Source organism: Fenollaria massiliensis, assembly GCF_000312505.2.
Lineage (GTDB): Bacteria > Bacillota > Clostridia > Tissierellales > Peptoniphilaceae > Fenollaria > Fenollaria massiliensis.
Map to the genome: position 1 here is coordinate 218,077 of NZ_HG326225.1, position 15,636 is coordinate 233,712.

Genomic DNA, 15,636 nt, shown 5'->3' on the forward strand with positions numbered 1-15,636 from the left:
TATATTTTAATCATCCTGTCCACTTTCCTATAAATATCTATTGTGTCCACACACCCCTACGATTTTTGCTATTAATATGTTCCCACAAGGTGTTTTTTAATAGAAAAATGGCTTTTAGGATTTCTTCTAAAATCCCAAAAGCCATTGATTTCAACAGTCTTATGACCTCTTATCTTATTTTCTTGACATCAATGCTATAGTCTCAACGTGGCTTGTCTTTGGAAAATTATCAAAAATTTCGACTAATTTTATCTTATAGCCTGCCTCGATGAATTCTTTCAAATCGTTTACATGAGTTTTTGGATTGCATGAGACATAAATTATTTTTCCTGCCTTATAATCAATTAGCTTTTTTAAAGCCTTTGGATGAACTCCCTCACGCGGCGGATCTATAACTATGGCGTCTGGTCTTTCGTCTAATTCATCTATAACTTTTAAAACGTCTCCGTTAATTACTTCTACGTTATCTATGTCATTTAACTCACATGTTAGACGCGCCTTTTTTGATGCTTCCTCGACTATTTCTATAGAATAAACTTTTTTTGCTTTTTTCGCAAGTATTTGCGCTATGGTTCCTGTGCCTGAATATAAATCAAAAAGCACGTCAAGTTTTTCCTCGTCTAAAAGCTCTTGGATGCGTCCGTACATTCTCTCAGCTGCTCTTGAATTAGTTTGGAAGAATGAGAATGGTCCTATCTTAAATTTTAGTCCAAGAAGTTTTTCGTCTATATCTTCTTTGCCATAAACAAGAATTAATTCATCTGCTTGAACCACATCTGATAAACTGTCATTTTTTGTATGATAAATGGATTTTATTTCGCCATCCAAGTTTAAATCAAGAAGCATATTTATAAAATCTTCTTCAATATTATAATCCGATGTCGTTACTAAATTTATAAGTATTTCCTTTGTAAAATAAGCTTTTCTTATAACAAGGTGCCTTAAAACGCCTTCGTGAAGCTTTTTATGATAATATTTTAAGCCTTTTTCTTTAAAATAATTTAGTGTCGCTACGCGAATTTTTGTGAAATCAGCGTCTACTATGTTGCAATCGTCTGTCTCCACGACTTCGTAAAAGCGCTTTTTCTTGTGAAGTCCAAGGCTTAAGGTCCTTGCCTCGTCGCCATTATCCGAAAAAGTGTATTCCATCTTGTTTCTATAGCCTTCTACTTCAAGTGATGGATGAAAAACTATATCTCCACTAAAAACGCTTTTATATAATTTTTGAAGCATATCTTTTTTTATCTTATCTTCATTTTCATAAGTGAGCGTTTGATAAAGGCAGCCGCCGCACTCTTTGTAAGAAGCGCATGGAGTGCCAGTCTCAAGCGGACTATCTTCAAGCTTTTCGATTACATCGCAGATGTAGGCGCCATTCTTTTTTCTTTTAGTTCTTAGGCGAAGCTTTCGTCCTAATATTTCATTTTTCACGACATATTTTTTATCTTCATAAAAAGCAAAAGCAAGGTTTGGATACTCTTGCTCTTGTATGATTAAATCTAATTCTTCTCTTTTATTTTTCAAATTCTTTCACCATAAAATCTATAAGTTTCTTTGCTGGATCGTCCAAATAGTTTTGTTCCAAGCTTCTAAGGATATTGTCCCTAACAAAGTCATTGTTCATAAATGTATTTAGTGCTTCTACCTCTCGATAAGTTTTTGATGAAGCAAGTATAAGCTGATGATTTGTTAAAAATTCAACGTTTCTTGCCTCTTGTCCTTGAATTGGATCAACAACTATCATCGGTAGACCCTTGGCGATGCACTCACTTGTAGTAAGTCCGCCTGGCTTTGTAACTATGATGTCTGCTGCACTATAGTACTCTTCGATATTTGATACGAAGCCAACTATCTTTATTTTGTGTCTTAATTTCATTTTTTCAATCTTCTTAAGAAGTGTTTTTCTCTTTCCTAAAAAGACTACTACTTGAAAATCATTTGAGAGCTTGTCTATCCTCTTTAGAGCCTTGTCAACTCTAACGTGGCTCATGGATCCACTCATAAGTAAAACCGTTTCTTTGTCTTCATCTAGTCCAAGCTTTTTGCGCATTTCTTTTTTATCAAGATGCTCAAAAAATTTCTTGTGTATAGGTATACCAAAGTGAAGAGCCTTCTCTAGAGGTATCTCTTTTCTTTGCATTTGTATATCGAGGTCCTTGTGAGGCAGTACTAGATAATCAATTCCCTCACTATCTTCCCAAAACGGATGTACAGTAAAGTCTGTGATGATGCCAACTGTTAGGCCAGTATAAAAACCATCAAGAACTAGGTCACTTAATATGTTCGCTGCAAATACATGTGTTGCTATGATGGCATCTGGCTTAAAATCATCTATAAACTTTTTTATCTCGCCAGTTAATGTTTTTTGCGCTAATTTACGCGGCTGAGCACTGTTAGTCTCTTGAACTTTTTTATCCGCTGAGTCATAAGCAGCTCCATAAAGCGTCGGGAAATAGTTTATGCTCATATTGTAAAAACCATTGGCAACATCTTTAAGCCAATTGCTATTGATTTGGCAAATGTCTATGATTGCGCTTTCAAAACCGCGGCTCTTAAGCTCGTTGTCTAAACTCCTAGCTACTGAGTTATGTCCTTCACCAGCAGTAGCTGTTAATATAATAGTTTTCAAATCTTTCTCCTTAATCTATATGCCCAACATCATTTTTGCTACAGCAAAGTAAACAATTAATGATGTGGCGTCTACTATAGTCGTGATTAGTGGCGATGCCATGATGGCTGGGTCAAGTTTTATCTTCTTCGCGCCAATTGGAAGAAGTCCACCAACTAATTTAGCTAGCATTACTGTAAACATAACTGATATGGATACTGTGATGCCAATTTTGGGATCTTGGCTTGGATGAAGTAGTTTTATACGTCCATAGTTAACTATAGCTAAAACTACACCAACCATGATTGATACTTGAAATTCTTTCCAAAGAACTTTAAGCGCGTCTTTTGGCTCTATCTCGCCAACTGCTAGACCACGAATAACTAATGTAGCACTTTGGCTACCAGCGTTACCACCTGTATCCATCAGCATCGGGATAAATATTAGTAGTGATGGTATCGCTGCGATATAATCTTCAAAGCGCTGCAAAATTGATCCAGTTAGTGTAGCTGACACCATTAAGAACAGTAGCCACGCTATCCTGTGTTTTGCTAGCGTTATAGGTGGTGTATCAAGATATTCTTCTTCGGATGGACTTAAGGCAGCCATCTTTTGGAAGTCTTCTGTTGCTTCTTGTTCGATGATGTCGATAACGTCGTCAACTGTGATGATGCCGACCATTCTTTCTTCGTTATCAACTACTGGTACGGCAACGAAGTCATACTTTTGTATTACTCCTGCAACGATTTCTTGGTCTTCATAAACATTGACATAAACAACATCTGTGTTCATGATATCTGCAATAACTTTGTCATCATCTGCTATAACTAATTCTCTTAGTGAGACGATGCCCTCTAGCTTTCTGTTATCATCAACTACATATATAGTATAGATAGTTTCTCTTTGTAGGCCGACTTTTTTAAGTCTTGCCATAGCTTCTTTTACTGTTAATGTCTTCTTAACCGAGCAGTACTCAATTGTCATTATACTTCCAGCAGAATCTTCTGGATAGTTTAGGAACTGATTGATTAATTTTCTCTCACTCGGAGTAGATTTTTCAAGAATCCTATCAACGATATTGGCTGGCATCTCTTCAAGCATGTCAATCTTATCGTCAAAGAAGATCTCTTTAAGAATGTACTCTACATCCGCATCAGTACTTGTCGCAATGATGTCTTGTTGCTGCTCTGAGTCGAAGTATGTAAATACATCTACTGCTTGATCTTTAGGAAGGAGTCTGAAGATAACTGTCGCATCAGTTACCTTCAACTCGTCCAAAATTTCAGCTACATCGGCGGCATTCATGCTAGAGAGCTTTTGAATCAGGGCTTTTGGCTTTTTTCCTTTGTATAAGTCTAATATTTCATTTTTATCTTGTTCAAGCTCTATTTCTCTTCTGTCGTTGTCCATGATGAATACCTCCTTTTATAGTATTTTTAAATATTAATTGTAGATTTGATCAGCTGTAAAGCCGTTTCCTAATCTAATATAGAATCTTAATAATTCTTCTAATGCATAAGCTGGAACTGGTCCAACTAGTTCTGATGACTTAACTGTAACGCCATAACTTTCTGCTTCACTCTTGATAGTTTCAAAAACTCTGTGGATAGGTGTTAATTCATAATTAACTAAGTTCATTGATACTTGAGTGCATTTTTGATCTTCGATTGGTAGAGCTATAGCTCTTACTGCTGTATATCCGCCAGTCTTTGCTCTAACTGATCTCATAACAGCTTTAGCGATTTCCATATCTTCAGTATTTAAATAAACGTTAAAAGCAATAAGTGGGAATCTTGTTCCAGTTACTGTTGCTCCGCTCTTTGGATTGAATTTTCTTTCGCCTTCGTCTGGTGTCCAATTTTCAGCGTCTTTAAGTCTTTCTTCAAGGCTTTCGTACTCGCCTTTTCTTAGCTTAACTAGTGATTTTCTATCTTCTCTAGTAGCTGAGTCTTCATAGTAAAATACTGGAACGCCTTTTGAGCCAACATATTTACCAAATGCATGAACTACTTCGTTCATTTCATCTGTACTCATGTCCTTAACTGGTACCCAAGCTGCTACGTCAACAGCTCCTTGACGAGGATGTGATCCATGTTGAGTAGTCATATCAACTCTTTCAAAAGCAACATCTACAAGTCTTTTAGCTGCTTCTAGAGTATCTTCAACTGAACCCTTAAAAGTGAATACGCTTCTGTTGTGGTCACTGTCGTAGTTAAGGTCAACCATAGTTACCTTGTTATCTTTTAGCACGGCTTCTTTGATTGCTTCGATAGTATCCATGTTTCTTCCTTCAGAAACATTGATTTCCGCCATAATTGTTTTCATAATTTACCTCCTAATATTTAAGACTAGCATATAATTTAGTCTCATCTTTAGAGAAAAATCTAAAATTTGCCTCACCATCATTGATTTCGTAGGCAATTTCAACTTCTTCTCCTAAAAGACACTGCTTTACATACTTAAGTCTTATGCTCTTTATATCTTGATTTAATATTTTTATAATTTCATCTATATATACCGCATTATTAACATGGTGGTATGAGTCAATATATTCTTTCTTTATGCAAAAGCTTGATATATTAGCTTTTCCATCGTATTCTTCAAGCTCAAGGTCCTCATCATCAAAAAGCTTTTGAAAATCATCTCCAAAATCATTTGTCCTAATGGGTCTCATGCTGGATTTATCCACATAGATAATCTCGCATGTCGCCTTGATTATGCTCTTTCCACTCGCTTCAACGATAAATTGTCTATATGAAAAGAAGCGATTGACTCCAGATGGCGTTGTATGCACTGTGATAGTGTCATAGTCCATATTATAGAATTCATCCATAAAATCAATACGCCACTTATATATCATCCAAGCTACTTTATCGTCTTTAATCCCATGGGCATAAAGCTGAGCAAAGGCCGCATCGACCATAGACTCAACTGCTTTTTTTATACTTTTTTCCTTAAATTTATAATCTTTTGTATATACTTCCATGATATTCCTTATGTAAAGCCCTTAAAAAAGGGCTCTTAATTACTCATTTAAAGCTTTCATCAAACGTTCTAGATCAAGTCCGTGAACTTGGCAAGCTTCTTCAATTGATTCCATTTGGCTTGAAGGGCATCCAACGCATCCCATACCGTGTTCCATTAGGATGTATGCTGCTTCTGGTTTTGCTCTTAGTAAATCTCCTATTAGCATGTCTTTTGTTATTTCCATAATATCACCTCTCTTTGTATATACCCAAATCTGTCTATTTATTTTCTAATTTATCAGCAACTTCATCTGCTATTTGACGAAGTTTCATGTAATCATCCATTGTAGGCGCACTCTTTGTTTCAACTGTTGTCTCAACTTTATCCATAGCTGATGCATCTCTGAATTTTTCAAGTGCTTTTAATGCTCCACCTGACCAGCTATATGAGCCGAATACAGCTATGATTCTATTTTGTAATTTGTTCATATCTAAAACGTTGACTAAATCACTCATTAGTGGGAACAAATCGTTATTGTATGTGCATGAGCCAAGTATAAGCGCTTTATACTCCCAAATCTCGTTTAGGATGTAGGACTTGTGTGTCTTTGATACGTCAAACATCTTTATGTTTTTAACGCCTCTTTCAGCAAGTCTTCTTGCTACAGCCTCAGCCATCATCTCAGTATTGCCATACATTGATCCATAAACAATTACTGCGCCGTCTTTTGTTTCTTGCTTAGACCATTTGTCATAGCATGCTATAATCTTATCTGGATTTTCTCTCCAAACCGGTCCATGAACAGGGCAAACCATGTTTATCTTAAGATCTGCAAGCTTCTTAAGAGCTGTTTGAACTTGTCTTGAGAACTTTCCTACTATGTTTGAATAGTAACGTCTTGTCTCAGATCTATATAAATCCCAGTTTATCTCGTCATCGAAAATTGTTCCATCAAGCGCACCAAAACCGCCGAAAGCATCTTGTGAGAATAATATGCCTGATTTTTCTTCGTAGCTAACCATTGATTCTGGCCAATGCACCATAGGTGTCTTGATAAATTTAAGTGATACTTCGCCCAAGTCAAGAGTATCGAAATCATCAACAAGGATTAGATTGTCCTTAACACTATAGAAGTTTTCAAGAAGTTCAAAAGTTTTCTTGTTACCAACTAGTTTAACATTTGGATAAAGATCGATTATAGTTTCAATCGCACCAGAGTGGTCTGGTTCCATGTGATGAATAACTAAATAATCAAGGTCTTTTCCCTCAAGCACTTCTTTTAGCTTTGTCACAAAGTCATCTACCTTTGTTATTTTTACTGTGTCAAGTAAGGCGGTCTTTGTTGACTTAATTACATAAGAGTTATATGAAACGCCTCTTTCAAGTGGCCATTGATTTTCAAATAATTGAGTTTGTCTGTCATTAACTCCGATGTAATATAAAAAATCATTTATCTTTACTGATAACGTGTTCATTAATATCACCCCAATTCATTATATAATAAAGGAAGAATTTTTTCAAGCACTTTATAAGCTTTAAGCTATTATTGTCATAGCTCTTGAAAAAAGAAAGCCTTCGTTATATAATAATAGAAAGATTATTTGTTAGGAGTAAAATTATGTTACTTAAAGATATATTATTGGGCATTTGTGATTATACTGGCGATGAATTTATAGAAGACATCGTCTACAATAGTAAATATGCCCAAAAAGGCACTCTCTTCGTTGCGCTTAGAGGCGCTCTTAGTGACGGCCACAAATACATTAAAGATGCTTATGAAAAAGGTGTTCGCGTCTTTGTCGTCGAGGACGATAGCATGGCTCATGCTTATGCTGATGCCACTTTTATAAAAGTTAATGACACAAGAAAGGCTCTCGCCATCATCTCAAGAAACTTTTTTAATAAACCAGATGAAGATATCACAATGATTGCAATAACTGGAACTAAAGGCAAAACTACTACAGCTAACATCATATATGAAGCGCTTAAAAAGATGGGTGCAAAGCCTGGAATCATTGGCACCAACGGTGTTTTTTACGCAGATAAAGATGAAGCTGTTGATAATACTACGCCAGAGAGCTATGAAGTCTATAGAATTCTTAATAATATGCGCAAAGAAAAAATCACTCACTGCGTTTTAGAAGCTTCGTCCATTGGCCTTAAGATGAAAAGGCTTTATGGAATTAATTTTGACATCGGCGTATTTACAAATATTTCGCACGATCATATAGGCGGCATCGAGCACCCAAACTTTGATGATTATTTCCATAGCAAGATGCTTTTGAAAGATATTTCCAAAAAATTTATTTATAATAAAGACGATGAAAAACTTAGAGAGACTATAAAAAACGGAATTAATTTTTCAATAAATGAAGAAAGTGATTATAAAGCCGAAAATATAGTTATTTCTGACGATATATTTAAAATTCAAAGCGATTTTGATATAAAAGGCAAAGTTTTTGAAGTAAAAAGCATATCTAAATATGATATCTATAATTATCTCGCAGCCATCAGTGTTTTGAAGGAGATAGGATACGATTGGAGCGAAATTATAGACGCGGTTAAAAATATTTCAATTCGCGGCCGCTTTGAAGAGATAAATGTTAATGATAGGCTCTACATCATTGATTACGCTCACAATTATATCTCTTTAAAGTCAATTCTTGAGACTTTGAAACATTTTAAGAAAAATAAAATAATTACTGTCTTCGGCTCTGTCGGTGGAAGAAGTGAAAAAAGACGTGAAGAACTTGCTGAAGTAAGCGATGAACTTGCTGATATAAGCATAGTTACATCGGACAATCCAAATTTTGAAGACCCAGCTAAAATCTGTAATGAAATTGCTTCTTTTATAAAAGGAATTCACTATACTGAGCCAGATAGAGAAAAAGCGATTAAATTAAGCTATGAACTTTCTCAGATAGGAGACATCATAGTCGTAGCTGGCAAGGGTCACGAAACTTATCAGCTAATTAAGGGCGAAAAGGTCCACTACTCTGACAAGGAGTGCATTTTGAAATTAAAGGAGGCGCATGATGCATAAATTTAAACGAAGCATTATAAGTTTATTGATAGCGCTAATGCTATTTACAAACGCGAGCTTTGCAAAAGATTTAGACATAAAAAATACAAGAGCATATATACTATACAATGTTGAAACTGACAGCGTCATAGCGAGCACAGCAAATATCAATGAAGTAGTACCCATAGCCTCCGTATCAAAGCTAATGACATTTTATATAGCACTAAACAAATTAAAGAGCGGCGAAATTCATGAAAGTGACGAGATTGAGATAAAAAATGAAGACTGCTACCCAACTGGCAACAGACTTGGCGTGAAACCTGGCGAAAAATACACTCTTCATAGAATGCTTGAGATAATGATGACAAACTCGTGTAATGATGTCACAGCAGCAATTGCAAGGCATATATCCGGAAGCGAAGAAGCTTTCGTGACTATGATGAATAAAAAAGCAAAAGAACTTGGATACAAGGGAGCAATATTTTATAATGCTCACGGCCTACCTCGCCTACCAGATCTTAAGCAAAATTCAATGTGTGCAAAGGACGTACTGGATTTAACAAAAAAAATAATTAAAGAACATCCAAATTATATTGACTATACCATGACCGAAGCGATCGATTATCCAGAAAAAGATTATCACGATGACAACACCAATCCGCTTTTTGGTAGAGATGGTGTTACTGGGCTTAAGACAGGAACTACGCGTGATGCAGGCTTTTGCTTCGTGGCAACTTTTCATAGCCTTGGCGATGGAGTAAAAACCGAAGACAACGAGTTTATCTTTGTTATGCTTGGCGCCAAGACAAAGGCACTAAGAGAAGAAAATTCAGCCACAGCCTATGAATATGCTTTAGAAAATTATTCAAAAAAGATACTTCTTTCAAAAAAATCAAGTAAAATTGCAAAATATGGTCTTGATGATTATAAGGAAGAAATGCTTGAGATAGAACCAAAAGAGGACTTCGTTCGTTCGCTTAACAACGGTATTAATACCGAGACAAAATTTATTATGGACGCAGATCTTGATTATAGCCGCATAAAAAAAGATGATAAAGTTGGCGAATATAAAGTTTACATCGATGGTGAAGAAGTTTTTAAGACAGATGCCATCGCTATGAATAGCCTAACAAAGAAGACCATCTTCGATAGGATATATGAGTTTTTTATGAACGTGTGGAGCTTTGATAAAGTAAGTACAGCTGAATAAATTTAATAAAAAATAAAATTAAGATGAAATATATTTGTAATAAAAAATAAAATTATAGTCAAAAATATATATGCAATGAAAAATAAATAGATGTAGAAAAAAGTATTTATGATGAAAAATATATTTATTTAAAAAAAGATAATTATATAGAAAAATATTTATACCGATAAATAAAATTAAGGTAGCTAGCAAATTGCTAGCTACCTTTTTCGTGTCAAAACTATTTGTTATCTTTTAATTTTTCATTCATTAACTTTGCCACCTTTTTATATTTCATGTATTGCGCATACCATAATAAAAAAGCAATTCCAACAGGTACTATAAGCATCTTAAGTATGTCACCTAGTCCGTAGCCTTCTTGTATAAAGCCGAACTTAAGAAAAACTAGTATCATTATCCCTACCCCTGTGCACATATATATGACTGACTTAAGCGCTATGCTCATAGATTTAAGATCATATATAAGCGAAGGTATGCCGTATCCAAGACCTATTAATAATGTTGCAATCATCGCCTTAGTAAAGCCATATGATCCAAGCTCAAGCACTCCACCTGAAACTTGCTCTTTGCCTATAAGACCAAAGACTGTAAAAAATAAAGATACTGATATAGCATATAACGTAGACTTAATTAATTTTTTAAATTTCATAATAACACCTCATATTCCTAAATAATTTTTCAAATCGGTTATATAGTTTCTTGTTACATAATCTTTCAATGAGTTTCCAAGAAAGACTGTAAAGTTTCCACTAAAACCAGCCTCAACACGCTTTAATTTTTCTGCATTGATTATAACCTGCTTTGAAATGCGTATAAAATTCTTGGGAAGCCTCTCTTCAAAGCTTTTTAAACTGTCCTTAGATAGGTATCTATCACTTTCAAGATATATCGCTAGCCCCTCAGCCTCCACTCTTAAGAGATAAATCTCCTCTGCCTTTATTATGATTTTTACATCATCCTTTTTCACGATGATTGGTTTACTGGCACTATCTAATAATGCTACTAGTCTCTTGACTTCGTCAGTGACTTTATCAGTTCGAATAAGTATCTCTGGCTCTTTGTATTCGTTTGAGAGCTCTATATTAACTTTCACACTATATCCCCCTTTCTTGTCTTAATTATACTATAGGTTTACTAATATAAATTTGTTTTTAACTTAAGATGCATTTATCAGTGCTTAAGATGCATAAGAAAAGCCCTGAATTACTTCATGGCTAAATCTATATACTTGTTTATTTTTTAATCTTTTGTCACCAAAGACCATTTTTTACAGGATATATGAGTTCTTTATGAATGTTTGGAGCTTTGATAAAGTAAGTATCTAGATAAATTAAGGTAGCTAGCAAATTGCTAGCTACATTTTTCGTACAAATAAACTCATAAATACTCCAAGTAATGATCCTATAAAATTCAAAATTATATCGTCTACATCAAAAAATCCTATTTTAAAAAATAATTGTATAAGCTCAATTGAAAGTATTACTCCTAGGCAAATTATAAGTGCTTTAAATACATTTTTGGGGTTCTTATTCGAAATAAAAAATCCCAAAGGAATAAAGGCTACAATGTTAGCCGCAATATTTTTAAAAGCAAAGGTTTCTGTAATATTTTTTAGGTATGGAGACATGCTTCTAAATGGAATTAAATTTATATTTCTTATCCCATCTTTTTCATTTTCAATTATACTATTATGCAATGAAATTATCCTTTCAAAATTTCCGTTAAATTTAAGAACTACAAATAAAATCAAAAAAGCAATATAGATATAAAATAATATTTTTATTAATTTTTTATTTTTCATTTTTATGCTCCTAATATTTTAAAGGGGAAAGAAAATCTCTTCCCCCTTTAATCATATTCTTTATTGAATTATTTATTTCCTAAATCTTGTGTTACCTTTGCATCTTTTAAGTCTATCAAACCGTTGTCATACAAGTGGCATGCGCAGAAGTGTTCAGGCTTTAACTCCTTAAGTTCAGGTTCAATTTTGTGGCAGATGTCCATAGCATATCTACATCTGTTAACAAATTTACATCCTGGTGGAGTATTAATTGGTGAAGGCACTTCTCCTTCAAGCTTGATTCTATTCTTTGCTGATCCTGCATGTGGGTCTGGAACTGGTATAGCACTCATTAAAGCTTGTGTATATGGATGAAGTGAAGCTTCATAAATTTGTGAGCTTTCTGCAAGTTCAACGATTGAGCCAAGATACATTACTGCGATTCTGTCAGAAATGTGCTTAACCATGGACAAGTCGTGTGAAATGAACATGTATGTTAAACCAAGTTCGTCTTGAAGCTTGTTTAGTAGGTTAACGATTTGCGCTTGAATAGATACGTCTAGAGCTGAGATAGGTTCGTCGCAGACAATGAATGATGGTTCTACAGCAAGTGATCTTGCTATACCAACTCTTTGTCTTTGTCCGCCTGATAGCTCATGTGGGTATCTAAGAGCGTGTTCCTTGTTTAGACCTACTTTGTCAAGTAATTCATTTATCTTAGCTTGTCTTTCTTCATGACTATAGTTGAAGTGAACATCCATACCTTCAGCAATGATATCGCCAACTGTGATTCTTGGGTCAAGTGATGCATATGGGTCTTGGAAGATATATTGAGCATTCTTCTTAAAATCAATAGCTTCCTTACCTCTAAGTGAGTGAATGTCTTTACCGTTAAATAAAGCTTGTCCCTTAGTTGCTCTATACATACCAAGAACTGTTCTACCGCAAGTTGTCTTACCGCAACCAGATTCACCTACAACACCGAATGTTTCGCCCTTGTAGATATCAAAGTTAACATTATCAACAGCTTTAAGAACTTTACCCTTACCAACGTTGAAGTGTTTACTTAAATTTTTAACTTCTATAAGTTTTTCAGTAAATTTAGCCATTAATATGCCCCTCCTCTCATTGCATCCCAGTCAATATCTCCAGCTAATTCATGTTCTAGCCAGCACCAGTTGTGATGTGTTGGAGAAAGTTCAGTCTTTGGAGGATGTACCTTTTTACAGATTTCCATAGCTCTAGAGCATCTAGCTGCAAATGGGCATCCTGGTAATGGTAATAATAAATCTGGTGGTGTACCACCTAATGCTCTTAATTCAACGTCTTTTGCGTGAACCTTTGGAATTGAGTTAAGTAGAGCCCATGTGTATGGGTGTCTAGCATTGTAGAAGATCTCATCTGTAGTTCCTTCTTCAATGATATCACCAGCATACATAACTTGAATTCTCTCAGCAAAGTTAGCAACAACGCCAAGGTCATGTGTTACAAGTATGATGGCTGTATTTAATCTCTTCTTAAGATCTTGAAGTAAATCAAGGATTTGCGCTTGAATTGTTACGTCAAGAGCTGTTGTTGGCTCATCTGCAAGAAGAAGCTTTGGATTACATGAAAGTGCAATCGCAATCATAACTCTTTGTCTCATACCACCTGATAATTCGTGTGGATAAGCTTTAAGTCTATTCTTTGCTTCTGGTATTTGAACTAGCTCAAGCAAATCAGTAGCAACCTTGTCAGCTTCAGATCCGCTTAAGTGTCTGTGTATCTTTAATGCTTCTTTAATTTGGTCACCAATTCTCATTGTTGGGTTTAAAGAAGTCATTGGGTCTTGGAATATCATAGATATATCGTTACCTCTAAGGTCTGTTAACTCTTTTGAGTTCATAGCTAAGACATTCTTACCGTTAAATATAATTTGTGATTCTTTTTTTATTTCACTACTATCCTTTGGAAGTAGTCTCATTAGTGATTTTGCTGTAACGCTCTTTCCGCATCCACTTTCACCTACGAAAGCCAATGTTTCACCTGGATAAAGGTGGAAGTCTAAACCTCTAACAGCCTTTACTTCTCCAGCGTAAGTATGGAAAGAAACGTTAAGATTTTTAACATCTAATAGTTTTTCTCTGTTTTCCATCATTAGCCTCCTACTTTCTTAGTTTTGGATCAAGTGCGTCTCTAAGTCCATCACCAAGAAGTGTAAAGCATAACATTGTTATAGCTATCATTAGTGATGGGAAGAACATTTGATGTGGTAAGTACATGAAAGTAGCTGTCGCTTCAGAACACATAATACCCCATGATGTTGCAGGTGATTGAAGACCTATACCTAAGTATGATAGGAAGGCTTCTGAGAATATAAATCCTGGAACGTCAAATGTAATACCTACTATAAGTATAGGCATTGCGTTTGGTATTAAGTGCTTAGTAATTATCTTCCATGAGCTAACACCAAGTGTTCTAGCTGCAAGAACGTACTCTTGTGCTTTTATTCTTAAAACTTCAGCACGAACCATACGAGCTGTACCTGTCCAGCCTGTTATAGTAAGGGCTAAAAGCAAAGTCCATAAGTTTCTTGTTTCAAGTCTGATTTGTAATACGATAACAACTAGCAAATATGGTAAAGATGCTAGAATTTCTAGTATTCTCATCATAGCCATATCTACAATTCCACCAAGATATCCAGATATAGCGCCATATAATAAACCAACTATAGTTGATATCAAAGCACCGGCAACACCAACTATAAGTGATGTTCTACCAGCAAAGAAAACTCTTGTGAATATATCACGACCAGAGCTGTCTGTACCGAACCAGAATTGTGAATTTGGTGTTATATCTTTTAATTTTGATTGAATTTTTGTAGGACTATAGCTGTTAAAGTATGGTCCAAATATAATTAAAAATATAAGTAATCCTAGTAGCACAAGTGCTAGCATAGCTACTTTATTTTCTTTTAATCTTCTCCATGCATCTTGCCAAAAAGATATTGAAGGTCTAGCAATAAGTTCTGCTTCTTCATCGTTTTTTGGTATCCTTTTGAACATCTCAGGAGTAAGTTTTAAATCTTTTTCTTCCATGTTTACCTCCTGATTAATCTTCTGTAAGTTTGATTCTTGGATCGACTATAACATATAGTACGTCTACAATAAGTGTTGCAACAACAAATAAGAATGCAAAGAATATTGTAGATGAAATAATCATTGGATAGTCTCTATCTTGAATTGATGTTACTAGGAAGAAACCTAGTCCTGGTATAGAGAATATCTTTTCAATAACGAATGAACCAGCGAAGATACCGCCGATTTGTGGTCCAAGTATAGTTAATGACGGAATGAAGGCGTTTTTAAATACGTGTTTCCTTACTATATTAAATTCACTTACGCCTTTTGCTCTTGCAGTCAAGATATAGTCTGAGTTGATAACTTCTAGTACAGAAGATCTCATGTATCTTGCATAAGTAGCTATAGTACCAAAGCTTAGAGCTATAACAGGAAGAACCGCGTTCTTAACTGAGCCCCAGCCCATAACTGGTAATAATGCTAATTTATTTGCAAAAACATATTGTAATAATGTTGCTAGTACGAATGAAGGTAGTACTATACCTATAATTGCAAGGAACATTACTAGGTAGTCAGGCCACTTGCCTCTATTTAAAGCGGCAATTATACCTAAAACCATACCTAAAACAAAGCCTATAACTAAGGCAGTTCCGCCTAAAGCACCTGATATAGGTGCAGTTTTAAAAATTCTGTCAGCAATCTTTACACCTGGATATGTAATTGATTCGCCAAAGTCTCCTTGAGTCATGTTTTTAAGGAACAATCCGTATTGTTCATACAACGGCTTATCCAAACCATACTTCTTCTCAAAGTTAATTCTAACTTGTTCTGGTAAATTCTTTTGTACTCTTGCTGTCAAAGGATCTCCAGGAATAGTATGCATTAGATAAAATGTTGCAGTAGTGATTATAAAAAGAGTGATGAATAAGTAAATAACTCTTTTTACGATATACTTTATCATATTATCCTCCTAATTTCTTCTTATAATCT

16 protein-coding genes are annotated in these 15,636 nt (G+C 35.0%); 2 read left to right on the forward strand and 14 right to left on the reverse strand.

Annotated elements, in window-relative coordinates:
* Positions 1-174 precede the first annotated feature (174 nt).
* From rlmD to BN30_RS02960, 7 genes are read right to left on the reverse strand one after another with little or no spacing between them, the layout of a single operon-like run.
* Positions 175-1,524 (reverse strand): 23S rRNA (uracil(1939)-C(5))-methyltransferase RlmD, encoded by a 1,350-nt coding sequence (gene rlmD, locus BN30_RS02930; RefSeq protein WP_019214015.1) that lies wholly within the window; start codon positions 1,522-1,524, stop codon positions 175-177.
* The gene (locus tag BN30_RS08825) at positions 1,514-2,629 is read right to left on the reverse strand and encodes an MGDG synthase family glycosyltransferase (RefSeq protein ID WP_019214016.1); all 1,116 of its coding nucleotides are present in this window, start codon (positions 2,627-2,629) and stop codon (positions 1,514-1,516) included. The genes rlmD and BN30_RS08825 overlap by 11 nt, the downstream gene beginning before the upstream one ends.
* 15 nt (positions 2,630-2,644) lie before the next feature.
* Positions 2,645-4,018, reverse strand: coding sequence for a magnesium transporter (mgtE, locus tag BN30_RS02940; RefSeq protein WP_019214017.1), 1,374 nt, complete (start codon positions 4,016-4,018; stop codon positions 2,645-2,647).
* Positions 4,019-4,051: 33 nt separating this feature from the next.
* Positions 4,052-4,933, reverse strand: coding sequence for a glutamate formimidoyltransferase (gene ftcD, locus BN30_RS02945; protein ID WP_019214018.1), 882 nt, complete (start codon positions 4,931-4,933; stop codon positions 4,052-4,054).
* Between the two features lie 10 nt (positions 4,934-4,943).
* Positions 4,944-5,594, reverse strand: coding sequence for an acyl-ACP thioesterase domain-containing protein (locus BN30_RS02950; protein WP_019214019.1), 651 nt, complete (start codon positions 5,592-5,594; stop codon positions 4,944-4,946).
* Positions 5,595-5,633: 39 nt separating this feature from the next.
* Positions 5,634-5,819: a DUF1858 domain-containing protein gene (locus BN30_RS02955; protein ID WP_019214020.1), complete on the reverse strand. Its 186-nt coding sequence runs from the start codon at positions 5,817-5,819 to the stop codon at positions 5,634-5,636.
* A 34-nt stretch (positions 5,820-5,853) separates the two neighbouring features.
* Positions 5,854-7,050 carry an FprA family A-type flavoprotein gene (locus tag BN30_RS02960; RefSeq protein ID WP_019214021.1) on the reverse strand — a complete coding sequence of 399 codons (1,197 nt, stop codon included), beginning with the start codon at positions 7,048-7,050 and terminating at the stop codon, positions 5,854-5,856.
* Positions 7,051-7,193: 143 nt separating this feature from the next.
* Between BN30_RS02960 and BN30_RS02965 the strand changes: the two genes are divergently transcribed.
* Positions 7,194-8,618, forward strand: coding sequence for a UDP-N-acetylmuramoyl-L-alanyl-D-glutamate--2,6-diaminopimelate ligase (locus BN30_RS02965; protein ID WP_019214022.1), 1,425 nt, complete (start codon positions 7,194-7,196; stop codon positions 8,616-8,618).
* Positions 8,611-9,807 carry a D-alanyl-D-alanine carboxypeptidase family protein gene (locus BN30_RS02970; RefSeq protein WP_019214023.1) on the forward strand — a complete coding sequence of 399 codons (1,197 nt, stop codon included), beginning with the start codon at positions 8,611-8,613 and terminating at the stop codon, positions 9,805-9,807. Before BN30_RS02965 ends, BN30_RS02970 begins: the two co-directional genes overlap by 8 nt.
* 220 nt (positions 9,808-10,027) lie before the next feature.
* On the opposite strand, the gene BN30_RS02975 is transcribed toward BN30_RS02970, so the two are convergent.
* From BN30_RS02975 to BN30_RS03005, 7 genes are all read right to left on the reverse strand, one after another.
* Positions 10,028-10,456 (reverse strand): DUF3021 domain-containing protein, encoded by a 429-nt coding sequence (locus BN30_RS02975; RefSeq protein WP_019214024.1) that lies wholly within the window; start codon positions 10,454-10,456, stop codon positions 10,028-10,030.
* Positions 10,457-10,465: 9 nt separating this feature from the next.
* Positions 10,466-10,900 carry a LytTR family DNA-binding domain-containing protein gene (locus tag BN30_RS02980; RefSeq protein ID WP_019214025.1) on the reverse strand — a complete coding sequence of 145 codons (435 nt, stop codon included), beginning with the start codon at positions 10,898-10,900 and terminating at the stop codon, positions 10,466-10,468.
* A gap of 261 nt (positions 10,901-11,161) precedes the next feature.
* Positions 11,162-11,608 (reverse strand): VanZ family protein, encoded by a 447-nt coding sequence (locus tag BN30_RS08830; RefSeq protein ID WP_019214026.1) that lies wholly within the window; start codon positions 11,606-11,608, stop codon positions 11,162-11,164.
* Positions 11,609-11,676: 68 nt separating this feature from the next.
* Positions 11,677-12,696, reverse strand: coding sequence for an ABC transporter ATP-binding protein (locus BN30_RS02990; protein WP_019214027.1), 1,020 nt, complete (start codon positions 12,694-12,696; stop codon positions 11,677-11,679).
* Positions 12,696-13,721 (reverse strand): ABC transporter ATP-binding protein, encoded by a 1,026-nt coding sequence (locus BN30_RS02995; protein WP_019214028.1) that lies wholly within the window; start codon positions 13,719-13,721, stop codon positions 12,696-12,698. Before BN30_RS02995 ends, BN30_RS02990 begins: the two co-directional genes overlap by 1 nt.
* Positions 13,722-13,731: 10 nt before the next feature.
* Positions 13,732-14,664: an ABC transporter permease gene (locus tag BN30_RS03000; RefSeq protein WP_019214029.1), complete on the reverse strand. Its 933-nt coding sequence runs from the start codon at positions 14,662-14,664 to the stop codon at positions 13,732-13,734.
* A gap of 13 nt (positions 14,665-14,677) precedes the next feature.
* Entirely contained in the window at positions 14,678-15,607 is a 930-nt protein-coding gene (locus BN30_RS03005; protein WP_019214030.1) for an ABC transporter permease, read from the reverse strand.
* Between the last annotated feature and the right edge of the window lie 29 nt (positions 15,608-15,636).